Here is a 25236-nt window from a genome sequence, read left to right as displayed (position 1 = left end):
CGATGCCCGACGACGTGACGATCCGCCTTTCGGCCGACGCCTCCGAGCTCCAGCGGGGGCTGCGCGAGGCGGCGGACGCCTTCTCCGCGACGGTCGGCGCCTTTGGCGCTGGCGCGCAGCAGGTCAGCGCCTCCTTCGCCGTCATGTCGCAGGCGGCGCAGGGCGCGAGCGCGGGCGCGGCCGCCTCGGCGAGAGCCGCGAACGAAACGCAGATCGCCATCGCGCGGCAGGGCGAGGAGGCGCGCTACGCCGTCGCCCAGAACGGGCTCAAGGCGCAGGCGAGCCTGATCCGCGAAGAGGCGCAGACGGGGCGCATGTCGCGTCAGGAGGAACTCGCCGCCCTCATCGCCAACGAGCGTGAAAAGGAAGACGCCGAGACGCGGCATTTCAGGTCCGTGCAGGAGCTCTATGCGCAAGGCACGCTCGGCTTCGCGCGGGCGCAGCGCGAGCTCGAAGAGATCGCGAGCCAGTCCGCGCTGCGTCGCCAGGAGATCGAACGCGAGGTCAACCAGCAGATCTTCCTCGACTATCGCCGCTCGTTCCAGCAGATCGGGTCGAGCGTCACCTCGTCGATGATGGGCCTCGTCACCGGCCAGCAGACGCTGGCGCAGGCGGCGCAGCGCATCGCCCTGTCGATCGTGCAGGCCTTCGTCGCCGCGCGCGTGCGCCTTGTGGCCGACTGGCTCGCGGGGCTTGCGACGAACACGGCGGCGACGACCGCCGCCGAGACCGCGCAGACCGGCGCCGTGACCGCGGGCGCCGCCATGCGCTCAAGCGTGCAGACAAGCGCGGCCGCGGCGTCGAGCGCGAGCGTCATGTCTGGCGTCATGAAAAGCATCATGGCGTCGGCCGGCGAGACCTTCGCCGGCATCTTCGGCTTTCTGTCGCCGGTGATGGGCCCGGCCGCGGCGGGGCCCGCCGCGGCCGGCCAGGCGACCGTGCTCGGCGTCGCTTCGGGGCTCGCCTCATTTGCGGTCGGCGCGTGGAATCTGCCCTCAGACATGGTGGCGCAGGTGCACCAGGGCGAGATGATCATTCCCGCGGGACCGGCGGCCGCGGTGCGCTCGGCGTTTTCGCAGGGCGCGGCCCCGGGCGCCTCGGCGCAGATCAGCCATTCGACCAATTTCACCGTGCAGGCGCTCGACGCGTCGGGCGTGAAGCAGTTCTTCAGAACCCACGGCCGGCAGATCCTGCGCACGATCAACGACGGCGTGCGCACGGGCTCGCATCTCGGCCTCAGCAAGCTTGGCCGGAACATCTGACATATGACATATATACAGGGCGTGAACCTTCTTCCCGCCACGGGAGAATGGACCTATGACGTCGTCGCCCATCGTGGCCGGCGAGTCGAGGAGGCGGAATTCTCGCCGCTCAATCTCTATTTCGCGCCGCAGGGGCGAAAGACCGATCTCGAATTCTCGATCGACCAGCTTCAGGCGCGCTTTCCCGGCTGCGGCACGATCGCTCTGGTCGTCGCCTGGTTCGCGGATTCGACCGACGCCGGGAGCTGCCGCGTCTATCCGTCGACGACCTATGTCGGCGGCGCCTTTGAAAGCTGGGACGGCTCCGGCTGGGCCGCCGACGAATGGCGCTGCTCAGGCCTGACGCAGCTTTCGCCTGACGTCGTCCCGATCAGCTCGTCGGGCGGCGCCTATGTCTATGGCGGCACGCCGTCCGACGCGTCGATCGCGCGCTGCCTGACGGCGCTCAAGGCGCGCGGCTTCAGGGTGGTGTTCTATCCGTTCCTGCTGATGGACGCGCCGGGCTTTCCCTGGCGCGGACGCATCGGATTTTCGGGCGCCGACAAGTCTCAGGCGGCGGCTGACGCGGTCGCGCGGTTTTTCGGCGGGGCTGCGCCTTCGGCTTTCTCGCGCGACGCTCAGGCGCTGCGCGTCGACTATGCGGGCGCGACAGACGACTTCAGCTATCGTCGCATGATCCTGCATTACGCGCATCTGTGCGTGGTCGCTGGCGGCGTCGACCTGTTTCTTCTCGGCTCGGAGCTGCGCGGGCTCGAGGCGATCCGCGGCCCGGCATGGACGAGAGCCGGAACGACGGACGTCTCCGGCGCGGCGACGTGGGATTATCCGTTCGTCGCGGGCCTCAGGACGCTCGCGGCCGACGTGCGGTCGATCTTCGACGGCGCCGGGCTCGCGCGGGATACGGGCGCGCTCAGGAATCTCGTCTCCTACGCCGCCGACTGGTCGAGCTGGACCGGCGCCGGGCACGCGGACGACGCCGGATTCTGGCCGCATCTCGACGCGCTGTGGGGCGACGCCAACGTCGATCTCGTGTGCTTCGACAATTATCTGCCGCTCAGCGACTGGACGACGGAGGCGAGCGGCGGGCAGGACGCGCTCGACTGGTCGGCTCCGGCGCCTTCGGCGTGGCCGCCGGCCCTTCCGGCGGGCCTTGGCCTTCCGGGCGAGCCGACGCTGCGTTCCAAGGATTATTTCAAGGCGAACATCGAGGGCGGAGAACGTTTCCACTGGTATTATGAAGATGGCGCGGCGACACGCGGCGCGGACCCGGGCGGCACGGGGCTCGTCGTCTCGCGCCCGCAGGGCGATCGCCTGGCGCAGGCGCGAAAGCCCTATTACGCCGGTCAGGAAATTCTCGCGCAGAAGCAGGCGCGCTGGTGGTGGAAGAACGCGCATCGCGCCGTCTATGACGCCGGCGACGGGCGCGGCTGGACCCCGCAGGGCGCGGCGACGGCATGGGCGCCGAAGTCGAAATCCGTGACGTTCACGGAATATGGGTTTCCGACCTGCGATCGCGCGACCAATCAGCCGAACGTCTTCTTCGACGCGAAATCGAGCGAAAGCGCGACGCCTTACTGGTCGCGCTGGAGACCGGTCGAGGGCGGCGGATACGCGCCTGTCGAAGACGCCGGGCTGGCGCTGCTCGCGCTCCAGGCCGTGCATGAATACTGGATGACGGACGCACATAATGAAACCTCGGGTCAGGGCGTGCGTCTGATCGAACCGGCTTTCATGTCGGCGTGGTGCTGGGACGCGCGCCCCTTTCCCACGTTTCCGTCGCGCGGCGACGTGTGGGGAGACGCTGGCAATTGGTCGGCCGGCAACTGGATTGGCGGCAAGGGGCCGTTCATCGCGCCGGCGCAGCCCGATCCGCCTGCGCCGGCCGAGCCCGCGCCGCGCTTTCCTGAGCTCGACGCGACGGCCTGGTCGGTTCGCTACAGGCCGGGATTCGAGACCGCGCTTGCGGAGCATGTTTCGGGCCGCGCGAGCAGCCTCGCGCGCTTTTCCGCGCCGCGCCTTGAAATCGAACTCGTCTACGATCGGCTCGCGGGAGACGGCGAGCGCGGGCTCGCCGCGCTCGCCGGCTTCTTCGACGCCATGCGCGCCCGCGCCGGCGTCTTTCTTTTTCCCGTCCCCGAGGCGCTTGGCGTGGGGAGCGAGCTGTTGTGCCGCTTCGCCGACGACAGGCTGGATCTGGAGGAATTCATGACGAGGCTCTGGAAGGCCGAACCGCTCACGCTCGTTTCGGTCAAGCCATGACGGCGCTCATGTTTCCGTCGCTGCCCGGACAGGGCTGGTCGGTCTACAAGCGCCCGACCTTCTCGACGCGCGTCGCGACGCATGTCTCGGGGCGGGAGGCGCGTCTCGCGCTCTATGCCGCGCCGGTCTATGAGTTCGAGGCGACCTTCGACGCCTTGTGCTCGGACGGCTCGGCGCCGGGCGTTGGCGCCGGATCGCTGCAGAGCCTGCTCGGGCTTTATCTGCAGTGTCAGGGCCGCCACGGCACCTTTCTCTATGTCGACCCGGGCGATCATGACGCCGTCGCCGAACCGGTCGGCGCCGGGGACGGGGAGACCACAAGCTTCGTCCTGACGCGCGCCATCGGCGGCTACGCCGAGCCCGTGAACTGGGCGACGAGCGTGTCCGCCGTCTATCTCGACGGAGCGGCGCAGCCCGCCGGCTGGACGCTCGAGGCGCCGAACCGCCTCGTCTTCACGACGCCGCCCGCGGCTGGCGTCGCCGTCTGCGCCGATTTCGCCTTCGCCTATGAATGCCGCTTCAGCGACGACCAGGCGGAGTTTGAGAATTTCATGGCCGGGCTGTGGCGCGCGCAGTCCGTCAAGTTCCAGTCGGTGAAGCCATGAGGCCGGCGTCTCCCGCGCTCGTCGCCCATCTCGCGGCGTTGCGCGCGCAGCGCGACGCGAAGGCGCTTGTCGCCGACTGCTTCTCCTTCGCGCTGCGCAGCGGCCTGACGCTCGCCTACACCAGCGCGGAGCGGCCGGTCCGATTGAACGGCGTGTTGTTTTCCGCCGATTCGGTTCTCGTCGACGGATTGCGGTTCCGCTGCGAAACGGGCCTCGACGTCGACCAGCAGCAGATCACGATCGCGGCGAGGCCGACCGACACGATCGGCGGCGTTCCCTTTCTGCACGCCGTCCGCAACGGCCTGCTCGACGGCGCGCGGGTGACGCGGGAGCGGGCCTTTCTGGCGTCATGGGACGAGCCGCCGGTCGGCTCGGTGGTTTTGTTCAAAGGGCGCGTCGGTTCGATCGACGGAGTGGGGCGCACGCGCGCGCAGATCACGGTGAATTCGGACATGATCCTGCTCGACGCCGACATGCCGCGCAATCTCTACGCGCCGAGTTGCCAGCATGTGCTTTACGACTCGGGGTGCGGCCTCGTCAGGAACGCCTTCGGCGCCGAGGGCGCGGCGGGCGCCGGCTCGACGAGCCTCGTCGTCATGTGGAGCGGCGCCGACGCGCGTTTCGCCCAGGGGGTGATCGCCTTCGCGTCGGGCGTCAACACGGGCGCGCGCGCGAATGTGAAGGCCGCGGGAGGCGGCGCCCTGACGCTCTCGGCGCCGCTTGAGCGCGCCCCGGCCGAGGGCGATCTGTTCACGGTCTATCAGGGCTGCGACCACACGCGCGAGACGTGCCAGGCGAAATTCGGCAATCTCGCGCGGTTTCGCGGCTTTCCGTATGTGCCCGCGCCGACGACGGCGCTTTGAACATGGGCCGCGCGGATTTCGACCGGGCGCGCGTCGTCGCCGAGGCGCGCCGCTGGATCGGCACGCCTTATCACAGCTGCGCCGACGTGCGCGGCGCCGGCGTCGACTGCGGCATGCTGCTCGTGCGCGTCTTCGTCGACCTCGGGCTTCTGGCGCCGTTCGATCCGCGCCCCTATCCCGAGGACTGGCATCTGCATCGCGGCGAGGAGCGCTATCTGTCCTTCGTCGCGGCGCGCTGCGTCGAGGTGGAGCGTCCGCGGCCGGGCGACGTCGCGGTGTTCCGCTACGGGCGATGCTACAGCCACGGCGGCATCGTGACGGCGGCGGACCCGCTGACGATCGTTCACGCGTTCCAGCCGGCCTCGATCGTGTTCGAGGAGCCTGTCGCTGCGAACGCCGAGCTCGCGCGCCCGCGACGGCGCGCGAAATTCTACAGTCTGTGGCCGGAGGAGACGTCTTGAGCCTGCTTCGATCGAAGACGGCCGCGGCGGCCGCGATTCCGAATTACACCGGCCTGCAGGTGCAGACCTCGTCGAGCTCGGTGCCGATCCAGGTGATGTGGGGCGTCAACAGGCTTGCGCCCAACATCGTATGGACCGGCGGCTTCCAGTCGATTCCGCAATATACGAAAAAAGCCGGCAAGGGCGGCGGCAAAAGCCTCAGCGGCTATGAATATCGCGCGGCCTTCATCCTTGGCCTGTGCGAAGGGCCGATCCATGCGGTCGAGCGCGTGTGGCAGGGACAGGGCCAGACCGATCTCGGCTGGCTCGGCCTCGGCCTCATGTATGGGTCGAGCCCGCAGGCGCCGTGGGGCTATGTCGCGGCGGCCTATCCGGACGAGTCTTTGCCCTATGGCGGCCTCGCCTATGCGGCGGCGCCGGCGTTCGACCTCGGCTCGGGCGCGAGCCTGCCGGCGCTCTCGTTCGAGGTCTATGGGCGGCTCGATTTTCATTCGGGGGTGACGCCCTTTGACTGCGATCCGGCGCTTGTGGCGCAGGATTTTCTGACCAATCCGCAATATGGCGTCGGCTTTCCGGCCGAAAGCCTCGACGCCGCGTCGATGTTCGGGCCGTCCGGCGGCGCGTCCTACCAGGCCTATTGCAAGGCCGCCGGGCTCGCGCTCTCGCCGGTGTTGTCGAACCAGGAAAGCGCGGCGGCGATTCTGACGCGCTGGCTGCAGCTCACCAACGCCGCCGCGGTGTGGTCGGGCGGCCGGCTGAAGATCACGCCCTACGCCGACGCGCCCGTCTATGGCTGGCTCAATGGGCCCGGCGGCGTGTCCTTCATGCCGGACCTTACGCCCGTCTACAGCCTCGACGACGATGATTTCGTGGCCCACGCCGACCGCGATCCCGTCGAGGCCTCGCGCGTCGATCCGAGCGACCTCAAGAACTGGCTGTCGATCGAGATCCTCGACCGCTCCAACAATTATGACGCGACGCCGGTCGAGGTTTTCGACCAGAGCCAGATCGAAGCCTTCGGCCTGCGCAAGGCGAGCCCGGTCACGGCGCATGAGATCTGCGACCGCGAGGTCGCGCAGCGTTCCGCGCAGCTCCTGTTGCAGCGCGGGCTCTATGCGCGCAACAGCTACGCCTTCAGGCTGTCGTTCGAATATTGCCTGCTCGAACCGATGGACCTCGTCGAGCTGACCGACCCGCTGCTCGGCCTCGACCGCACGCTTGTGCGCGTCGTCGCGATCGAGGAGGACGAGGACGGGCTCCTCAGCGTCACGGCCGAGGAGATTTCAGGCGGCTCGGGCGTCGCCGCGGCCTATCCGACGCAGGCGGGCGCCGGCCGCTCCGTCAACCGCAACGTGGCGCCGTCTCCGGTCAATCCGCCGATCGTCTTCGAGCCGCCGCCGGCTTTGACGGCCGGCGCGCCGCAGATCTGGGCGATCGTGTCGGGCGGGAGCGGCGGTGCGGCCGACCCGAACTGGGGCGGCGCGATCGTCCACGCCTCGCTCGACGACGTCAGCTATGGCGAGATCGGACAGGTCGACGGGCCGGCGCGGCAGGGCGTGCTGGCGGCGCCGCTCGCGGCCGCCCCGGACGCGTCCGCGCTTGCCGTCGACATGGCGATGAGCCGGGGCGCGCTCGTCTCGGCGAGCGAGGCGGAGGCCGAGGCGGGCCTCACGCTGTGCCTCGCCGGCGACGAGCTTGTCGCCTACGCCGGCGCGACGCTGACCGGCCCCGACGCCTATGCGCTCGCGCCCCTGCGGCGCGGGCTCCACGGTTCGGCGGCCGGGGCCCATGCCGCCGGGGAGCGCTTCGCGCGGCTTGACGACGCGACGTTCAGATACGACCTGCCCGCGTCCTACGTCGGCCGGCCGCTCTATCTGAAATTCCAGAGCTTCAACATCTTCGGCGAACAGGCCCAGGACCTCGCGGACTGCGTCGCCTACAGCTACACGCCGCGCGGCGGCGGCGCCTTCGGCCCGATCGCCCGCGCGCTCGCGATCGGATCCGGTCTCGACTACGGCCTCGCGAGCGTGGCCGCGAACGAGGCCGAGGATTTCGGGGCGGCGTCCGACCCCTATGTCACGACGATCGACCTCGGAGGCGTCTCCACATGAGCGTTCAAGTCAAGCAGCGCCGCGACACGGCGCAATTTCTTTCGACCTATGTCGGGGCGGCGGGCGAACTGCTCGTCGACTCCACCGCCTGGCGCCTGCAGGTCCACGACGGCGTGACGCCCGGCGGCCACGCTGTGGCGCTCGCCTCCGACGCGCCCTCGCTGCAGTCGGTCGCGGGCCTCGGCGTCATGACGACATATGACGCCGTCAACAGAGTGGCCGTCAAATCGGCGGCGGCGCTGTTCGACCACACGGGCGCGGGCGTGCAGCTCAAGGTCAACAAGGCGGGCGCCGCCGACACCGCCTCGCTTCTCTACCAGACGGGCTATTCGGGCCGGGCCGAGGCGGGGCTTTGCGGCGACGACAGGTTCCATTTGAAGACGTCGGCCGACGGCGCGTCCTGGGTCGACGGCCTCGTGCAGCGGACCCTCTGCGTCCTTGCCGGGGGCGACGTCAATTCCGCGTCGTCCGGCGCCGGCGCCGATCATGACCACACGCTGTCGCTGTCGCTGCCGGCCGGTTTCCTGAGCGCCGGACAGGCGTTGCGGGTCACCGCGGCGTTGCGGCTCGCGACCGGAGCCGCGCCGCCGACGCTCGTCACCAAGCTGAAGCTCGGCGCGGCGACGCTCGCCGCCCATGCGCCGGCGGCGCCGGCCGCCTCTCTCGCCAACCAGCAGATGTGCGTGACCTGGACGCTGCAGGCGCTCGATCCGCCGGGCGCGGCGAGCGGCCTCGAATGCGCGGTCGTCGCGGCCTCGGCGGGCCTTGGCGCGCAGGCCTCCCAGAACGCGCTCGCCATGCCCGTGTCGGCGGCGACGAACGGCGGTCTGACGCTCCGGGTCGCGACGCTCTGGGGCGCGGCGGCGCCGGGCGTCGAGGCGCGGCTGAGCCAGCTCGTCGTCGAGGCTCTGAACTAGACGCGCAGGGCGACGGCCGACATGTCATGACCGACGTCATGAAACATACAGGAGATTGCGTATGAAAACGGTCCTGATGTCGCCTCCCGGCGAGGCGGGGCGGGCCTTTCTCGCGATTCATGGACGCGTCTATGAGGGCGCGCCTGGCGACGCCCTTCACATTCCCGATTTCGACGCGCCCGTGCTCGAGGCGAACGGCTGGGCCATACTCGCCGCGCCGCCGGCCCCCGCCAGCACGGCCGTCTACGCGTCGGGCGTGGTGAGCGGCGTCGTCTTCGCGCCGGGCGGCGCGGCGGGGCTCGGCGTGCGGCTTTACCTCGACGGCGCGGGGACGCCCGCGGGCGTCGCGACGACCGACGCCGGCGGCGCCTGGTCGATCGCGACCGGCGCGCTTTCGCCGGGCGCGCACGGCTTCAGCGTGGAGATCGACGAAACCGCCGGCGTCTTCGTGGTCGGCGGCGGCGGAAGCGCCGGCGGCGCGATGGACTTCAGCGACCCCGCAAACAGCGGGCTCGTCGCGGCGCTCGCCGCCTGAACTTTCAAGGAGGACATGAATGGCCTTGCCGACTCTTTCCGTCACGCCTGGCGCCGGCGCGACGATCAACACGCTGCCCAACGCCCCGCAGCCGACCGCGAACAGCGTCGCCGTGGCGCTCGCCACCGACCACGCCGCGGTCCCCGTCAGCGCGAGCGCGCTGCCGCTGCCGGCCGGCGCAGCCTCCGCCGCCAACCAGGCGCAGGAATTGACGGCGCTCGCGGCGATCCTCGCCGCGATCCAGACGGCGGACGCGGCGTTCGTCGTCGTCAGCAAATCGGGGGCGGTCCATGGGACCGTTTCGAGCGCGTCGGTTTCTGCGGGCGGAACTGGCTACGCCGTCAACGACGTGGTCACCCTTCCGGGCGGCGCCAATGTGACGACGCCCGCCACGCTCGTCGTGACCGCCGTTTCGGCGGGCGCGATCACGGCGCTTTCGGTGCAGAACGGCGGCGACTATTCGGCCGCGCCGGCAAATCCCGTGGCGCCGGCGTCGACTTCGGGCGCGGGGACCGGGGCGACCGTGTCGCTCGTCTTCGCGGCGCTCGCGACCCAGGCCGCGGCGGCCAACGCTTCGCGCCAATATCTCGCCGTGCGCAACGAGAGCGCGGCGCAGGCGCTCGGCCTTTCCCTCACCGGGACGGCCTCGCTCGGCGTCGCCGGGACGGCGAGCTTCGCACCCGGCGGGGGCGGCTATGAATGGGCCGGCGCGCGCGTGCCGAGCAACGCGGCGAGCGTGATCGGGCAGGCCGCGTTCCAGCTCTTCACGATCTGGGAGGGCTGAACATGGGCGATTTCGTCCCGGCGGCGAAAGCCGGCGAAACCATTTACGCGAAGCTTCGCCGCATGGCGGCGGACGCGCGGCGGGGCAACCCGCATCTCATCGACCCGACCACCGGGCTGCCGGCGCTTCTGCCGGCCGCGCAGGCGCCGACGATCAATCTCGCGCCCGGCTACGCCAATACGGCGGCGGTCGTGGCTGCGGGCTATAGCCAGGCGATTCCGGCTGCGTCGTCGGGCGTCGTCAGCTCCAAATTCGCCTACACGGGCGGCTGGCCGATCGTCTACGCGTCGTCCTATGTCCGTGTGCCGAGCGTGACGCAATATTCGACCGGCAACGGGTCTGCGGCCAACAATCCGCCGCTCAACGCGATGGCCTGGCGCGTCCATTTCCGCACCGACGCGCCGATCGTCGTCATCGCGGCGGTGGGAAACACGCCGTTCCGGCTGCTCGTCAACGGCCAGTATGTGAGCCTGGCGTCGTCGACGATGGGCGCTTCGACGCCGGCCTTCGCCACGCTTGATTTTTCGAGCGTCGGCGGCCGCGCCATGCGCGACGTCGCCATCGAAATGTGGGCGGCGTCCTCTTTCTACGGCGTTTGGCTGAAGCCGGTCGACTCGTTTGAGAAGAAGAGCTGGGCCGATCCGATCCGCGCGGCCTATTATGGAGATTCGATCACCACGGGGACGGCGGCGACCTACGTCGGGGACTGCTTCGCCCATGTCTGCGGCGACGCGCTCGGCATTCCGGACAACTGGCAGATCGGCGTCGGCTCGACCGGCTATGGCGTCGGCGTCGCCAACACGAGCTACGCGGCTGAAGCCCATGTTTTCGACATCACCCAGAACTGCCAGCCCGACGTTGTGTTCCTGACCCACAATGTCAACAGCTACCAGCAGGCGGCCACAGGCGCGCTGAGCTGGGCCAATGTCGCGCGGCCGGGCTTTCTCAGCGTCTATAGCCAGATCAGGGCGTGGCGGCCGACCGTGCCGATCTTCCAGATCGGCGTTCTGGCGAGCTACAATTCGGCCCTGGACACTTATGCCGTGCCCTATGAGACGGCGCAGAAGGCCGACGTTCAGGCGTTCGCTCAGAGCGATCCGAACCTGTTCTACGTCCCGATCACGACCAGCGAAGCGCCGTGGGTCGCAGGCTCCGGCAATTCGACGGCGCTCGCCAACAACGGCAACCGGGACGTTCTCTACGATCAGGCCGGACCGCATCCCAACACAAAGGGCCATCAGCATATCGGCCTGAGGCTCGCCGCCGGCGCGCTCGCCGCGATCGCCGGCAAGGCCTGACCCGCCCTTCCGCGCGACGCGCGTCATGACGGCCCGCCTCGCGCGGGCCTTTTCCTTTTGGGGAGGCCGGCCCATGGCCGTTGGACGCTTTTCCGCCTGTCTGCCGTACACGCTGAAAGAAGAAGGCGGCTTTTCAAACGATCCGCGCGATCCCGGCGGACGCACCATGCGCGGGATCACGCAGAAGACCTATGACGAGCTCCGGCGCCGCGCCGGCGCCGCGCCGCGCGACGTGCGCGACATCGCCGAAGGCGAGGTGAGCGCGATCTATCGTCTTGGCTACTGGAACGCCGTCGGCGCGGAGTCGCTGCCCGCCGGCGTCGATCTCTCGGTGTTCGATTTCGCGGTCAACTCCGGCCCCGCGCGGGCGAAAAAGGCGCTCGCGCAGGCGGCGGGCCTCTCGCCGGCGCAGGCGATCTCGCGCGTCGCCGAGCGGCGGCTCGGTTTCCTGCACGGCCTTTCGACCTGGCGCGCCTTCGGGCGCGGCTGGGGGGCGCGCGTCGCCCGGATCGAGGCGGCGAGCCTCAGGATGGCCGGCGCGCCGGTCGCCGCGGCGGCGAAGGCCGCCGCGGCGCGGGGCCGCGCCGCGGCCGCGCAGGCGAAGGGCGGCGCGCTCGCCGCCTCTGCCGGCGGGCTCTCCGCGCATCACGGCTTCGGCGGCGCAGGGGCGGGTCTCGCGGCGGCGGCGCTGCTGACGCTGGCCCTGCTCGCCGCCTATCGCGCCTGTCGCCAGCGCCAGCGCGCCGCCGCGCTCGAGGAGGCGACGCGGGCCGGCGCGGGCGCGGCCGCCGCCTGAACCTTTCCGCACAGGGGTTTGTCCATGACCTGGTTCGCTCTCGTTCTGGCGGCGGGCGTCGCCGTCTATATGTTTGTCATTCGCCCGAAGCTGCGCGAATTCCGGGCGACGGCGGGCGTCGCCGAGGCGGCGTCGGCCGCTTCCTCCGGCTGGGCGCGGCTGCGTCTGCGGCTTCTTGGCCTCAAGACCTGCCTGTTCGGCGCCGCGGGCGTGCTGACCGCCGCTCTGCCCGGGGCGCTCGAACAGCTCCGGCTCGTCGATTTCAGCGCCTTCTTTTCGGCCGACACGGCGCTGAAGATCTCGAGCGCGATCATGCTGGCGATGACGGTCACCCATATTCTCGGGCTCGTCGACGCCGCCCGGATCGAGCCGAGGAAGGAGGACGAATGATCGCGCTCCTGCTTCCGGCGCTGAACGCGCTGTTTGGCGGCCTCATCCGTCCTTTCGTGAAAGCCTGGACGGATTTCGAGCGGGCGAAGCTCGCCGCGAACGTCGAAGGGTTTTCGGCCGCGGCCGAGGCGGACGCGAAAATCATGCAGGCGGCCTTCGCCAATGACGCCGCCGTCAACGCGCTGAAGGCGGAGAGCCGCGGCGAGCCGCTGAACCGGCTGATCATGCTCGTCGCCGGCGTGCCGCCGGCGGTCCATTTCGGGCTCGTTTTCCTCGACACCATCCTGGCGTCGCGATTCCTGTTCGGCGCGCCCGGGCCGCTCGGCGTCCCGCGCCTGCCGCGGCCCTATGACACGTTTGAATGGGCGATCGTGTCGAGCTTCTTCCTTGTCCATGCGGCCTCGCTCGGCGTCTCGAACGTCACGGCCTGGCTCGGCCGAAAGGGCGCATGAGGATGTCGAGAGCTGAAGCTTCTCCTTTTCGCAGCGCCGGGGACGACGCGCATGGCCGTTTCTGAATCCGCGGAATTCTGGCCGCAGGCGCTCGCCGGCGGCCTTGGCGCCGCGCTCGGCGTCGTCGGGACGGTCCTCGTCGCCCTCGTGAACCGCCAGCCGCCGATGGCCGCGCTCGTCGACGCCCGCATCCGCACCCTGATCGAAAGCTATGAGCGCCATATCGGCGACCTGCGCGGGCAGATCGCCCGGCTCGAGACGCGCGTCGACGTGCTGAAGAAGGAGCTCGACGCCGCCGCGAAGCGGAAGGCGCCCGGCGGTTCGGCCTTCGTTCCGCCGCCGGCCGCCTGAAAGATTGCCACCCGGGGCGCGGACCGTTACAGGGTTCGATTCTGGGGCCTGGCCGGAGAGGCTTGCGCCTCGCCCGATGGTGGAGACGGCCATGCCCCTGCGGCTGGATGCGACGGACGCCGGGTTCAGCGCCGCCTTCGAGGCGCTGCTCGGCGCGAAGAGGGAAACCGCCGAGGACGTCGACCAGGCGGTCCGCGCGATCATCGCCGAAGTCGTCGCCGACGGCGACGCGGCGCTCGTTCGCGCCTCGAAGCGGTTCGACCGCGTCGACCTCGACGCGCTCGGCCTGCGCGTCTCTCAGGAGGAGATCGCCGCCGCCGCCGCCGCCTGCGACCCCGGCGCGCTCGACGCTTTGAGGTTCGCCCATGAGCGGATCGTGCGCTTCCATGAACGCCAGTTTCCGCAGGACGAGCTGTTCGTCGACGCGCTCGGCGTCAGGCTCGGCTGGCGCTGGACGCCGATCCAGTCGGTCGGCCTCTATGTGCCGGGCGGCACGGCGAGCTATCCATCCTCCGTGCTGATGAACGCCGCCCCGGCCAAGGTCGCGGGCGTCGAGCGCGTCGTGATGGTCGCGCCGGCGCCCGACGGAAAGCTCAATCCGCTGGTTCTCGCGGCGGCCGCGCTCGCGGGCGTCGACGAGGTTTACCGCGTCGGCGGCGCGCAGGCGATCGCGGCTCTCGCCTATGGCACGAAGACGATCCGGCCGGTGGCCAAGATCGTCGGGCCTGGCAACGCCTATGTCGCCGCCGCCAAGCGCCGCGTGTTCGGCGCGGTCGGCATCGACATGATCGCCGGCCCGTCGGAAGTGCTGATTCTCGCCGACTCCAGCGCCAATCCGGCCTGGGTCGCGGCCGATCTCCTCGCCCAGGCCGAGCATGACGCGGCGGCGCAGTCGATTCTCGTCACCGACGACGCAGGTTTCGCCGACGCCGTCGTCGCGGCGGTCGAGACCCAGCTCGAAACGCTGTCGCGCCGCGACATCGCCGCCGCGAGCTGGCGCGACTTCGGCGCCGTGATCCTCGTGAAGAGCCTCGCCGACGCCATTCCTCTTGCCGACCGGCTCGCGGCCGAGCATCTTGAGATCGCGGCGCGGGACGAAGACGCCCTCGCCGCGCGGATTCGCAACGCCGGGGCGATCTTCCTCGGCGGCTACACGCCGGAGGCGATCGGCGACTATGTCGGCGGCTCGAACCACGTGCTGCCGACGGCGCGCTCGGCGCGGTTCTCGTCGGGCCTCAACGTGCTGGATTTCATGAAGAAGACGTCCATCCTGAAATGCGCGCCGGAAAGCGTCGCGGCGCTCGGACCCGCGGCGATCGCGCTCGGCCGCGCGGAAGGCCTTGACGCCCACGCGCGCTCGGTCGCGCTTCGCCTCGAAAAAGGAACGCCATGAGCGGAACGGATCCCGTCGCCCGCAATCGGCTCGTCTCCGTCACGCTCGACGAAGCCTCGATCGGCCGCTCCACGCCCGACAAGGAGCACGAGCGGCAGATCGCGATCTATGACCTCATCGAGGAAAACACTTTTGGCGTGCCGGGGCACGACGCCGGCCCCTATGGGCTCAAGATCGCGCTGCAGGACGCCAAGCTCGTGCTCGAGATCCTCGACGAGCGCAGCGCCCCGCTCATCACCCATATCCTGTCGCTGACGCCGCTGCGCGGCCTGCTCAAGGATTATTTCTTCGTCTGCGAAAGCTATTACGCCGCGATCCGCACCGCCATGCCGGGGCAGATCGAAGCCATCGACATGGGGCGGCGCGCCCTGCATAACGAAGGCGCGCAGATGCTGATCGAGCGGCTCAAGGGCAAGATCGACTGCGACATCGACACCGCCCGGCGCATCTTCACGCTGGTCGCCGCCCTCCACTGGAAAGGCTAGGCGTCGATGCGCGCGCAACCGGCGAGAGGGGGCGTCACGGCGCCGACGGGATGAAGGCATGGGTCAAGGACCGCCCGCAATCGATCCTCTTCGCCTGCACGCAGAACTCGGTGCGCTCCCCCATGGCGGAAGGGCTGGGGAAACATTATTTCGGCAAGGAGATCTATTTCGCCTCCGCCGGGCTCAAGCAGGGCGAGCCTGACGGCTTCGCCATCGCCGCGCTCGAGGAGCTCGGCGCCGACATCTCGAAGCACAAGCCCCATACGTTCGAGGACCTCGAGGATCTCGCCTTCGACCTCATCGTCACCCTCTCGCCCGAAGCCCATCACAAGGCGCTGGAGCTCACGCGCACCCTTGCGATCGAAGTGCTCTACTGGCCGACGATCGACCCGTCCGCGGTCGAAGGCTCGCGCGAGCGCCGCCTCGACGCCTATCGCGGCGTGCGCGACGGCCTGCTCGACCGCATCGAGAAGCTGCTCGACTACAGGCCCATGGGCAATCTCTAGCCGCCGCCCGCTCCCGCGCCGCCCTCCCTCTCGCCGCCCGGCCCTTTCATGACGCAGCCAGCCCCGGCGCCCCGCGCCTTTCTCGGCGTCGAGCGCTCCGCGCTCGGAACCCCCTGGCGCGACCGGCTCGACGCGGCGGGGCAGGCGCGCGCGCTGGCGATCGCCCAGACGCGCGGCCATGGCGACGCGCTGTCGCGCGTGCTCGCCGGACGCGGCCTCGGGCCGCAGGACTGCGACGACTATCTCGACCCCACGCTGCGCCGCCTCATGCCCGATCCGGGCCGGCTGACCGACATGGAGGCCGCCGCCGCGCGGCTCGCCGACGCGATCGGGCGCGGCGAGAAAATCGCCGTCTTCGGCGATTACGACGTCGACGGCGCGGCGTCGTCGGCCCTGCTTTTCGACTATGTCAGGGCCTGCGGCGGCGAGGCCGTCGTGCATATTCCCGACCGGATCTTCGAGGGCTATGGCCCCAATGTCGCGGCGATCAGGGCGCTCGCCGAAGCCGGATGCCGGCTCTTCGTCGCCGTCGACTGCGGCACGACGAGCCATGAGGCGCTCGGGGAGGCGGCGCGGCTCGGGCTCGACCCGATCGTCCTCGACCACCACCAGACCGGCGCGGACCTGCCGCCGGCGATCGTCGTCAATCCCAACCGGCAGGACGACCTTTCAGGCCTCGGCGCGCTCTGCGCCGCCGGCGTCGTCTTTCTGGCCCTCGTCGCGCTCCAGCGCACGCTGCGGCGGCGCGGCTTCTTTTCGGCCCGCCCGGAGCCAGACCTCCTCGCCGGGCTCGATCTCGTGGCGCTCGCCACGATCGCCGACGTCGCCCCGCTCGTCGGCCTCAACCGCGCCCTGACGGTCAAGGGCCTCGCCCTGATGCGCGCGCGGCTGCGCCCCGGCCTCAACGCCCTGTTCGACGCGGCAAAGCTCGACGGGCCGCCGTCCCCCTATCATCTTGGCTTTCTGATCGGCCCGCGCGTCAACGCCGGCGGGCGCATCGGCGACGCCGCGCTCGGGGCGCGTCTTTTGAGCCTCGCCGATCCGGTCGAGGCGGCGCGGCTCGCGCAGGAGCTCGACCGGCTGAACCGCGAGCGTCAGGCGATCGAAAGCGCGACGCTTGAAGAGGCCGAGGCGCTCGCCCTCGCGCAGGAGAACGCGCAGGGGGTCGTGGTCGTCGCCGGGCGGGACTGGCACCCCGGCGTCGTCGGCCTGATCGCGTCAAGGCTCAAGGAGCGGCTCGGCCTTCCGGCCTTCGCCGTCGCGCTCGCGGGCGCGACGGGCACGGGGTCGGGGCGCTCGATCCCCGGCGTCGATCTTGGCGCGGCGGTGCGGGCCGCGGCGGAGGCCGGCCTGATCGTCAAGGGCGGCGGCCATGCGATGGCGGCGGGCGTCACCCTCGCCGCCGACCGGATCGACGACTTCCGGGCCTTTCTCGAAAACGATCTGGCGCAGCAGGTGTCGGCGCGCCGCGCCGCGCGCGCGCTGCTCATCGACGCGGCGACGACGGCGTCCGGAGCGAGCGTCGAAATGTTGAAGTCGCTCGAGCGGGCCGGTCCGTTCGGCGCGGGCAATCCCGAGCCCGTCTTCGCCTTTCCGGCGCATCGCCTGACCCGCGTCGCCGAGGTCGGCGCCGGGCATCTGCGCTTCTGCGCCGAGGCGGGCGACGGCTCGCGGCTCGACGGGATCGCGTTTCGCGCGGCCGGACAGCCGCTCGGCGCGGCCATGACGCGCGAAGAAGGGCGCCCGGCCCATCTCGCCGGCTGCCTGACGCTCGACCGCTGGGGCGGGCGCGAGCGCGTCAAGCTGCGCCTCGTCGATCTCGCCCCGGCGGGCGGGCGGGCGCCTTAGACGACGCAAGTCCTGGACGAACGGAAGTCCTGGATGAACGGAAGTCCTGGATGAACGGAAGTCCTGGACGACTCCAAGGCTTTGGCGAACGCAAGGCTTTGGCGAATCCGGGTCTTTTGGCGAAGCCAGGTCTTGGGCTGGCGGACGTTTCGGGCTGGGGTTCCGCCTTTTGCGCCCGGCGCCCCGCGCGCCGCGCTTGCCAGCCGGGAAATCCCCGATTATATCTCGCGCCGCTGGCGTCCGCTCCAAAGCACGCCAGGCCGCGCCCATCGTCTAGCGGTCCAGGACGTCGCCCTTTCACGGCGAAAACAGGGGTTCGATTCCCCTTGGGCGCGCCAATAAAATCAATGCGTTGGACGGCTGGCGCGCATCCCTGTCCAAGTTTTGGCCAATATATCGGTCTGAAGCGCCGTGGGTTTCCACGCAGTTTTGCGGGGTGGCGCCCTCGTCGCCAAGGCGCGCCGCATCGCGGCGCCTGTCCGTCTGGCAGGGCTGCGCCGTCGTTTCGCCGCCGCGCCGAACGGCGGCGGCTCACGGTCAAGAGAGCGGCGGCCGTCGTCCCGCGATTGGCCTTGGCGCGCAAATTCAGACGCGCCTCCTGCCGCGCCTCCTCGACCCTCTCGACGCGTAAAACGCCGCCCGCCGCAAGCCACGGCCGGCGTGGCCCGAAGCCGTCAGGGTCGCGCCCGAAGACGGGCCGGACGAGCGCCACACCCTGCGGCCCGCCGATCTCGACGAAAAGATCGAGGCGCCCGACGCCAGGGCCGCAAACCTCGAAGCCGCCTGCGCGCCGCGCCCGCGCCGGGGGGGGGGGGCCGAACCAGATGAAGACCGCGCCGGTCGAGAGCCGGACGGCGAAGCTCGTCAACAGGCGGGCGACGGCCGGAAGGACGGACGACGGGCGCCGCGCCGGCTTTCCGCGCGCGTGGCCCGGCCGGTCTTGTCAGGACGCGACGGGAACGGATATGGGCTGTCGCGATTAACACAGCGCACTGGCCCAAGATTGCGCCAGCGCGTCGGCCAGGACGTCGCGGGCCGCTTTCGGCCGCGGAGCGCATGGGGGCAGGGACTTCATGAGAACAGCTTTTGCCAATCTCCCGTTCTCCGCCTCCGCGTTTCTCGTCGGCGCGTTTCTGGCGTCGACCTCTCCTGCGCAAAGCCAGGACGCGCGAAAGGACGCGACGCCCGCCACGAAAGCGGCGAACGACGCGCTGCTCCGCGTGCTGCCGTTCTCGGACAAATCCGATTTCGACGACGCGCGCCGCGGCTTGATCGCCCCGCTGCCCCAGGAGGCGATCAAGGGCGCGTCCGGAAACATGATCTGGAATCCGCGCCAATATGACTTCATCAGGCAGGACGCCGCCGCGCCCGACACGGTCAACCCCAGCCTGTGGCGCCAGGCGCAGCTCATCACCCTGAGCGGCCTGTTCGAAGTCGTTCCCGGCATCTATCAGGTGCGCAACGCCGATCTGTCCAACATGACGATCATCGAGGGCGCCGAGGGGATAACGGTCGTCGATCCTCTCATTTCCGCCGAAACCGCCAAGGCGGGGATGGATCTTTACTACGCCAACCGCGGCGCGAAGCCGGTCAAGGCGGTGATCTACACCCACAGTCACGTCGACCATTACGGCGGCGTCAAGGGCGTCGTCGACGAAGCGGACGTGGCGGCCGGAAAGGTCAAGATTTACGCTCCCGAAGGCTTCCTCGAGGCCGCGGTGGCCGAGAACGTCATGGCCGGCAACGCCATGAGCCGCCGAGCGAGCTACATGTACGGCAATCTGCTGCCGCCGGACCCGAAAGGGCAGGTCGGCGCCGGCCTCGGCACGACGACTTCGGCCGGCACGGTCACGCTCATTCCGCCGACCGACACGGTGACCCGGACCGGCGAGACGCATGTCATCGACGGGCTGACCTATGAATTCCTGATGGCGCCGGGCTCCGAGGCGCCGGCCGAGATGATGTGGTTCATCGAGGAAAAAAAGGCGATGGAGGCCGCCGAAGACGCGACCCACACCCTGCACAACACGTATTCGCTGCGCGGCGCCAAGATCCGCGAACCGCTTCCGTGGTCGAAATATCTGAACGAGGCGCTGTCGATGTGGGGCGACAGGGTCGATGTCGTCTTCGCGCAGCACCACTGGCCGACGTGGAGCAACGGCAAGGCCGTCGCCCTGCTGAAGAGCCAGCGCGACCTCTACCGCTTCATCAACGACGAGACCTTGCGCATGCTCAATCAGGGCATGACGATGCGCGAGATCGCCGACGCGTTCAAGATGCCCGACAGCCTCGCCAACGTCTGGGCGAACCGCGGCTATTACGGCTCTGTCTATCACGACGTGGCGGCGACCTATGTCCTCTATCTCGGCTGGTTCGACGGCAACCCGGCGACGCTGCACGAATTGCCGCCGGTCGAGGCGAGCAAGAAATATGTCGAGTTCATGGGCGGCGCGGACGAGGTTCTGAAGAAAGCCAGAAGCTCCTACGACAAGGGCGATTATCGCTGGGTCGCGCAAGTCGCCTACCATGTCGTGTTCGCCGACCCGGGCAATCAGGCCGCCAGGAACCTTGAGGCCGACGCTCTTGAACAGCTCGGCTATCAGGCCGAATCCGGCCCGTGGCGCAATTTCTATCTCACCGGCGCGCAGGAGCTGAGGAAGGGCGTGGCGAAGCTGCCGACGCCCAACACCGCGAGCCCCGACACAGTCCGGGCGATGTCGGTGGAGATGTTCCTCGACTACCTCGGCGTCCGCCTCAACGCGCAAAAGGCCGGCGATGCGAAGGCGAAGCTCAATTTCGATCTCGGCAAGGACGGACTCTACTTCGTCGAGCTTGAGAACGGCGTCCTCAATCATACGGCCGGCAGGAAGGCGGCCGACGCCGACGCGACGGTGACGCTTTCACGGGACACGCTGAACAACATCATCCTCCAGCAGGTCAGGCTGCAGGACGCGATCGCCGCGGGCGACGTGAAGATCGCGGGAGACCGGGCGAAGCTCCAGAGCGTCGTGTCGAATCTGGACACTTTCGAGTTCTGGTTCAATATCGTGACGCCCTAGCCGTGCGTGGGCGACGGCGTCTGTAGCCGGCGGGCCGCCTCGGTCCCTGTCCCCCGCCGTCGGCCCCGGCGTCATTTCGCGTGCGGCGCGGGCTCTTCGACGGCGCGGCCGAGGCGCTCCAGCTCCAGCGCATAGCAGAAGGACGCGAACAGAAGGATCATGACGCCGACGGCCTTGGCGAAGCCCTGCCCGGGCGGGGGCAGGGCCTCGAGCTGCGGCACATGGCGGAAGAAGATCGCCGAAAACAGCGCGGCCGAGAAAAAGAAGCTGACGCGGCTTGCGAACATCAGCGCGTGGCCGGCCAGCGCGTTGTGGAACGGCGCCCGGATCGGCGTGCGGCGGTACCGCGTCCAGTAGCAGGCCTGCATCGCCAGCGCCGCGCAGAGGGCCGCGACCACGGTCGACGTTTCGAGCGACTGGGGCTGACCGGACTGCGAAACGATCTGCTGGAACAGGGGAAAGACCACGGCGACCAGCGCGCCGGAGGCGATCGTCTGGAGCCCGAGCAGGACGGCGTAGACTCTCAGGCGCGGCGCGCCGGCCTCACCCCGCATCGGCGTTCCCCCCTTTTCCAAGATCCCGCAGGCCCCGCGCGAGATCCTTCGGCTCGACGTCGTCCATGATCGCGGACTGGACGACGAAGCCCAGAATCGCCGACAGCAGGGTCTTGGCGACGTCGCGCGCCGACGCGTCCGCTCCCAATGCGCCCGCCTTTTTCCAGAGCGCCGCGGCGTCGGCGAGCCTGTCGCGAAACGCCAGATAGAAGCCCCGCATCGTCTCGCGCAGCTGCGCATTGCGCTGCGCCTCGCTCCAGCCGAGCAGGGCGACGCGCCTCAGATCGTAGCCGTCCCGCGCGGAAAAGCGCGCGACCGCCGCCGCGACCCGCTCGACGAACACGCCGGGCGAGGGCGGCGGCTCCCGCAGGAGCGGTTCGAGCAGCGCCTGCAAATCGCCGAGGGACGTCTTCACCGCCGCGAGAATGAGCGCGTCCTTGCCCGAAAAATAGGAATAGACCGCGCCGGCGGAGAGCCCGGACGCCTTGATGATGTCGTCCATCGTCGTGGCGTGCAGGCCCTGCGCCTGGAAGCAGCTCCAGGCGGCTTCGAGGATCTGCGTCCTGCGGGCGGCGCGCTTCTCGTCGGAAATTTTCGGCATGCTTTTTAATAAAACGAATATCCGTTCTTTACAAGGGCGGGCGGCGACGTTAAAAGAATGAATATTCGTTTTATGGAGGCCGCCATGATCAAGGTCACCGCCATCGAAACCGGCAAGGCCCGCATGAAGACCGCGCAGCGCGTCGGCCGCGACGGGCGCGGCGCCCTTGGCCGCAAGATCGACATCTTCCGCGATCCGAACTGGGTCGCGCCGCTGCCGATTCTCTGCTTCCTGATCGAGCATCCGGAGGGGCGTTTCCTCATCGACACGGGCGACACCTGGCGCAATTCGGCGCCGGGCTATCTGCCGCGCTGGAACCCGTTCTACAGACAGGTGTCGATCCGCGTCGCGCCCGGAGAGGAAGTCGGGCCGCGCCTGAGCGCCATGGGGCTTGATCCCGCGCGCGATCTCGCGGCGGTGGTCCTCACCCATTTCCATCACGACCACACCGGCGGGCTCGACCATTTTCCGCATAACCGGATCATCGGCCCGCGCGAGAACTACGCCGTCTCGACGGGTCTCAGGGGCATGATGACGGGCTGCCTGCCGCAGCGCTGGCCCGTCTGGCTGAAGCCCGAGCTGGTCACGACGGACGGCCCGCCGATCGGCCCGTTCGAGGGCTCGTATCCGCTCACCCGCGACGGGCGGATCGCGCTCGTGCCGACGCCCGGCCATGTGACGGGACATTGCTCGGTGATCGTGCGCGACGACGACGTCTCTTATTTCATCGCGGGGGACGCGACCTATTCGCAGGACGACCTGCGCGCCGGGCGCGTCGACGGCGTCACCAACGATCCCGCGACCTCGCTCGCGACGCTGCGCGCCGTCAGGGCGTTCGCGGCGCTGCGGCCGACCGTCATCCTGCCGGCGCACGACCCGGACGGCGTTCGCCGGCTGGCGGCGAAAGAGGCGTTCGTCTGAGCGCCGGACCGCGCGGTCAGCGGCCAAGGCGCCAGGCCCGCCCGCGCCGGGCGCCTTCGCCATGCAGCGCGGCGTGGTCGGCGAGCAGCTTCGCGACGATGGCGGAGCGGTCGAGCGCGGCGGCGTAGGCTTCGCCGCGCGTGGCGACCAGCGCGGCGGGCGCGCCGCCAAGCTCGGCCTCGCGCAGGCTTTGTCCCGCGGCCTCGACCTCGGCCCAGGCCGCCGCGGCGGCCTCGGTCAGTTCGGCCCTGCGGCGCGCCGAGCGCTCATGCGCGAAATAGCCGTAGACGATCGCCCCCAGAAAGGCGATCGGCGCCGAGATGACCACCGGGACGTCGAACCAGCGGTCGGCGACGAAGAACCCTGCGAGCGCGGCCGTAATCCAGCCGATCTCGCGCCAGTTGGTCGCGGGCCGGCCCGTCCCGTCCGCGCGCTCGTTCGCCTGCATCTGACGCATCGCGCCGATCTACCACGCCCGCCGGCGCGCGCGCCAGCCCTCGCCTCATGACAAAAGCCGGCCCATGACCACGCCGGCGAGGGCGGCCGAGACGGCGATGGCCATGGTCTCGGCCACGGCGCGCGGCGTGGAGCGCTTCGCCACGAGGCCGCGGCCGACGCCGAGCGCCGCCAGCAGCGTCGCGGTCAGGGCGAGCGAGACGAGGCGGGCGCTCGCCATGGGCAAAAACGCGAAGGGCAGCACCGGCGTGAAGCCCGCGACGAGGTCTGAGGCGAACATCCATGACGCCTGCGCGACGGGGCTCGCGCCCTCGGCGTCGGCGAGTTCGGCGCGCAGCCCCGCCGCGGCGCGCGGCGCGCGGGCGAGCGCGTCGGCCACCTGGCGCACGTCCTGTTCGGCCATGCCGCCGCGCGCGAGCGCCGCCGCGACGGCTTCGGCCTCGCGCCGCGCCGCCGCCGGGTCGGCCGGCCCGTCGCGCCGCGCCCGCCGGGCGTCGCGCACCGATTCCGCGTCGAGATAGCTTCCGGCCATCATCGAGACGGCGGCGGCGGCCGCGCCGGTCGCGCCGGCGATCAGCACCGTGCGCGGGTCGTCGGTGCTGACGGCGACGCCGAACACGAGGCCGAAGATGGAGACGGCTCCATCCTCCATGCCGAACACCACGTCGCCGATCGAGGCCCTGAACGACGACAGAACACGCGCGGCCGCAGACATGCCATCTCGTCCTTTGGAAGGTCTCGTTCTTCAGGGCGCCTTGGGCCGCAGGCCGGACATCTCAAAAATCCGGGCAAGCGGCGCCCTGCGCCCGCCCATCGTCAAGATCCCGTCCGCTGCGGTCAAGTCCGTCCGCCGCCGTCATGCTAGGCGTCGGCCCGCGACGACACGCGGCCTGTCGCGCGGTCTGAAATCATGTCATGAGTCTCGCGAGGCGGCCGCAGGAGGATGCCGGAGAAGCTCCAGATGCGCAGGACATGGCTTTGGGCGATCGGTCTCGCCGTTGTGGCGCTGGCGGTTCTCGCGGCGTTTCATTTCTGGTCGCTGAAGGCCGACCTGCGCGTCGCGACGGGGCCGAAGGGCTCGGTCGCCTACCGCTTCATGGAGGCTTTCGCCGAGCTCGCGCAAAAGGATCACCCGCGCGTGCGCGTCGAGCTCGTGCCGGTCGCGGATCTCGCGGCGTCCTCAAAGGCGGTCGAGACCGGCACGGCGGAGCTCGCCATCGTGCGCAGCGACGCGGCGACGCCGTCGAACGGCGAAACCATCGCCATCCTGCGCCGCGACGCCGTCGCCTTCCTGACGCCGCCGAAATCGCCGGTCGATTCGGTCGGCGCCCTTTCGGGGCGCACGGTCGCCATTCCGGCAGGCCCGCTCGAAAGCTTCGATTCGCAGGCGCTCGACACGATTCTCAGCTATTTCGACGTGTCGCCGGCCTCGGTGAAGCGGATCTTTCTGCCGGCGAACGAGATCGGCGAGGCCATTCGCGCGCATCATGCGGCGGCCGCCTTCGCCGTGGGCCCGGTCGGCCCGGGCCCCGTGGTCGACGTCGTGCGGTCGATGACGGCCAGGGGCGGCGGCGCGCCGACGCTGCTCGCGATCGACGAGGCCGACGCCATCAACCAGCGGTTCCCGGGCTTCGAATCGCTCGACGCCCCGGCCGGCGCCTTCCGCGGCCGGCCCGAAGTGCCGGGCGACACGGTGACGACGCTCGCCGTCACCTATCGCCTCGTCTCGCCCGACGTGATGCCCGACGCCGTCGCCGGGGCGATCGCGCGCTCCCTGTTCCGCACCAAGGCGCGGCTCGAGGCGATGACGCCGCTCGCGGCGCAGATCGAGGCGCCCGATCCCGACGCCAAGAATCCCGTGCTGCCGGTGCACCCGGGCGTCGCCTCCTATCTGAACGAAGGCGACCAGAGCTTTTTCGACGAAATCCAGCAATATCTCTATCTCGGCGGCCTCGGCCTCAGCATCGCCGGCTCGCTCGCCGCGGTGCTCGTGTCGAGCCTCAACCGCCGCAAGTCGCTGGGCGAGCGCCGCCAGATCGACCGTCTGCTGCAGCTCGCCGACGACGCGCTGTCGGCGCAGGAGGAGGATCTCAAGACGCTCGAAACGGACCTCAAGGGCGTCGTCGCCTGGTTCGTCACGACGCAGTCGGTCGACGCCTCCAACGCCGCCGCTTTCGAGATCGCCATCTCCCATGCGCGCCACGCGATCGACATCCGCCGCCAGATGCTGCGCCCGGGAGGGCCCGGCGAGGGGCCGGGCCACGCCCCGCCCGGCGAGACGTCGGCCAGAAGCGCCGCGCTGGCCTGATTTTGGCGTCGGCGCCCGGGG

At 70.0% G+C, this 25236-nt stretch carries 25 protein-coding genes and 1 tRNA gene; 22 read left to right on the top strand and 4 right to left on the bottom strand.

Annotation, left to right across the window (positions count from 1 at the left end; all coding sequences use genetic code 11):
• Window positions 1-2 precede the first annotated feature (2 nt).
• The 20 genes from ACILRB_RS01655 (at window position 3) to ACILRB_RS01560 (ending at window position 20375) form a co-directional block, all read left to right on the top strand.
• On the top strand, window positions 3-1262 hold the full coding sequence (locus ACILRB_RS01655; RefSeq protein WP_395664563.1) for a hypothetical protein: 1260 nt from the start codon (window positions 3-5) through the stop codon (window positions 1260-1262).
• Between the two features lie 3 nt (window positions 1263-1265).
• On the top strand, window positions 1266-3521 hold the full coding sequence (locus ACILRB_RS01650; protein WP_395664562.1) for a glycoside hydrolase TIM-barrel-like domain-containing protein: 2256 nt from the start codon (window positions 1266-1268) through the stop codon (window positions 3519-3521).
• Window positions 3518-4126, top strand: a complete 609-nt coding sequence (locus tag ACILRB_RS01645; RefSeq protein ID WP_395664561.1) for a DUF2460 domain-containing protein — start codon at window positions 3518-3520, stop codon at window positions 4124-4126. The genes ACILRB_RS01650 and ACILRB_RS01645 overlap by 4 nt, the downstream gene beginning before the upstream one ends.
• Window positions 4123-4989 carry a DUF2163 domain-containing protein gene (locus tag ACILRB_RS01640; RefSeq protein ID WP_395664560.1) on the top strand — a complete coding sequence of 289 codons (867 nt, stop codon included), beginning with the start codon at window positions 4123-4125 and terminating at the stop codon, window positions 4987-4989. The genes ACILRB_RS01645 and ACILRB_RS01640 overlap by 4 nt, the downstream gene beginning before the upstream one ends.
• 2 nt (window positions 4990-4991) lie before the next feature.
• Window positions 4992-5450 carry a hypothetical protein gene (locus ACILRB_RS01635; protein ID WP_395664559.1) on the top strand — a complete coding sequence of 153 codons (459 nt, stop codon included), beginning with the start codon at window positions 4992-4994 and terminating at the stop codon, window positions 5448-5450.
• Window positions 5447-7561 (top strand): phage tail protein, encoded by a 2115-nt coding sequence (locus ACILRB_RS01630; protein WP_395664558.1) that lies wholly within the window; start codon window positions 5447-5449, stop codon window positions 7559-7561. Before ACILRB_RS01635 ends, ACILRB_RS01630 begins: the two co-directional genes overlap by 4 nt.
• Entirely contained in the window at window positions 7558-8478 is a 921-nt protein-coding gene (locus tag ACILRB_RS01625; protein WP_395664557.1) for a hypothetical protein, read from the top strand. The genes ACILRB_RS01630 and ACILRB_RS01625 overlap by 4 nt, the downstream gene beginning before the upstream one ends.
• A gap of 61 nt (window positions 8479-8539) precedes the next feature.
• On the top strand, window positions 8540-9013 hold the full coding sequence (locus ACILRB_RS01620) for a hypothetical protein (protein ID WP_395664556.1): 474 nt from the start codon (window positions 8540-8542) through the stop codon (window positions 9011-9013).
• Between the two features lie 19 nt (window positions 9014-9032).
• A complete protein-coding gene (locus tag ACILRB_RS01615; RefSeq protein WP_395664555.1) occupies window positions 9033-9797 on the top strand; it encodes a hypothetical protein in 765 nt (254 codons plus the stop codon).
• 2 nt (window positions 9798-9799) lie between these two features.
• Window positions 9800-11095, top strand: a complete 1296-nt coding sequence (locus ACILRB_RS01610; protein ID WP_395664554.1) for an SGNH/GDSL hydrolase family protein — start codon at window positions 9800-9802, stop codon at window positions 11093-11095.
• A 73-nt stretch (window positions 11096-11168) separates the two neighbouring features.
• Complete coding sequence (locus ACILRB_RS01605) at window positions 11169-11891, top strand: glycoside hydrolase family 108 protein (RefSeq protein ID WP_395664553.1); 723 nt, start codon at window positions 11169-11171, stop codon at window positions 11889-11891.
• 24 nt (window positions 11892-11915) lie between these two features.
• A complete protein-coding gene (locus tag ACILRB_RS01600) occupies window positions 11916-12281 on the top strand; it encodes a hypothetical protein (RefSeq protein WP_395664552.1) in 366 nt (121 codons plus the stop codon).
• Window positions 12278-12733, top strand: coding sequence for a hypothetical protein (locus ACILRB_RS01595; RefSeq protein WP_395664551.1), 456 nt, complete (start codon window positions 12278-12280; stop codon window positions 12731-12733). The genes ACILRB_RS01600 and ACILRB_RS01595 overlap by 4 nt, the downstream gene beginning before the upstream one ends.
• Before the next feature lie 51 nt (window positions 12734-12784).
• Complete coding sequence (locus ACILRB_RS01590) at window positions 12785-13084, top strand: hypothetical protein (RefSeq protein WP_395664550.1); 300 nt, start codon at window positions 12785-12787, stop codon at window positions 13082-13084.
• A 91-nt stretch (window positions 13085-13175) separates the two neighbouring features.
• Window positions 13176-14477, top strand: a complete 1302-nt coding sequence (gene hisD, locus ACILRB_RS01585) for a histidinol dehydrogenase (RefSeq protein WP_395664549.1) — start codon at window positions 13176-13178, stop codon at window positions 14475-14477.
• Window positions 14474-14962, top strand: a complete 489-nt coding sequence (locus ACILRB_RS01580) for a UPF0262 family protein (RefSeq protein WP_395664548.1) — start codon at window positions 14474-14476, stop codon at window positions 14960-14962. Before hisD ends, ACILRB_RS01580 begins: the two co-directional genes overlap by 4 nt.
• Before the next feature lie 50 nt (window positions 14963-15012).
• Window positions 15013-15468 carry a low molecular weight phosphatase family protein gene (locus tag ACILRB_RS01575; protein ID WP_395664547.1) on the top strand — a complete coding sequence of 152 codons (456 nt, stop codon included), beginning with the start codon at window positions 15013-15015 and terminating at the stop codon, window positions 15466-15468.
• A 48-nt stretch (window positions 15469-15516) separates the two neighbouring features.
• Window positions 15517-17316 carry a single-stranded-DNA-specific exonuclease RecJ gene (recJ, locus tag ACILRB_RS01570; RefSeq protein WP_395664546.1) on the top strand — a complete coding sequence of 600 codons (1800 nt, stop codon included), beginning with the start codon at window positions 15517-15519 and terminating at the stop codon, window positions 17314-17316.
• Window positions 17317-17578: 262 nt separating this feature from the next.
• Window positions 17579-17654, top strand: a tRNA-Glu gene (locus ACILRB_RS01565).
• A 735-nt stretch (window positions 17655-18389) separates the two neighbouring features.
• The gene (locus tag ACILRB_RS01560; protein WP_395664545.1) at window positions 18390-20375 is read left to right on the top strand and encodes an alkyl/aryl-sulfatase; all 1986 of its coding nucleotides are present in this window, start codon (window positions 18390-18392) and stop codon (window positions 20373-20375) included.
• Window positions 20376-20446: 71 nt separating this feature from the next.
• Here the strand turns inward: ACILRB_RS01560 and ACILRB_RS01555 are convergent, their stop codons facing one another.
• Together ACILRB_RS01555 and ACILRB_RS01550 are read right to left on the bottom strand one after the other, a co-directional pair.
• Window positions 20447-20929 carry a hypothetical protein gene (locus tag ACILRB_RS01555; RefSeq protein WP_395664544.1) on the bottom strand — a complete coding sequence of 161 codons (483 nt, stop codon included), beginning with the start codon at window positions 20927-20929 and terminating at the stop codon, window positions 20447-20449.
• Window positions 20919-21530 carry a TetR/AcrR family transcriptional regulator gene (locus ACILRB_RS01550; protein ID WP_395664543.1) on the bottom strand — a complete coding sequence of 204 codons (612 nt, stop codon included), beginning with the start codon at window positions 21528-21530 and terminating at the stop codon, window positions 20919-20921. The genes ACILRB_RS01555 and ACILRB_RS01550 overlap by 11 nt, the downstream gene beginning before the upstream one ends.
• Before the next feature lie 84 nt (window positions 21531-21614).
• Here ACILRB_RS01550 and ACILRB_RS01545 point away from each other — a divergent pair, with 84 nt between their 5' ends.
• Window positions 21615-22451: an N-acyl homoserine lactonase family protein gene (locus ACILRB_RS01545; protein WP_395664542.1), complete on the top strand. Its 837-nt coding sequence runs from the start codon at window positions 21615-21617 to the stop codon at window positions 22449-22451.
• A gap of 16 nt (window positions 22452-22467) precedes the next feature.
• Here ACILRB_RS01545 and ACILRB_RS01540 read toward each other — a convergent pair whose 3' ends face one another.
• Window positions 22468-22908, bottom strand: coding sequence for a hypothetical protein (locus ACILRB_RS01540; protein ID WP_395664541.1), 441 nt, complete (start codon window positions 22906-22908; stop codon window positions 22468-22470).
• A gap of 45 nt (window positions 22909-22953) precedes the next feature.
• Window positions 22954-23622 (bottom strand): VIT1/CCC1 transporter family protein, encoded by a 669-nt coding sequence (locus tag ACILRB_RS01535; protein ID WP_395664540.1) that lies wholly within the window; start codon window positions 23620-23622, stop codon window positions 22954-22956.
• Window positions 23623-23868: 246 nt separating this feature from the next.
• Between ACILRB_RS01535 and ACILRB_RS01530 the strand changes: the two genes are divergently transcribed.
• Window positions 23869-25215 (top strand): TAXI family TRAP transporter solute-binding subunit, encoded by a 1347-nt coding sequence (locus ACILRB_RS01530; protein ID WP_395664539.1) that lies wholly within the window; start codon window positions 23869-23871, stop codon window positions 25213-25215.
• Window positions 25216-25236 lie beyond the last annotated feature (21 nt).

Origin of the sequence: Methylocella sp., from assembly GCF_044226135.1 — a bacterium.
Classification (GTDB): Bacteria; Pseudomonadota; Alphaproteobacteria; order Rhizobiales; family Beijerinckiaceae; genus Methylocapsa.
This window is presented reverse-complemented; position numbering and strand designations above follow the sequence as displayed.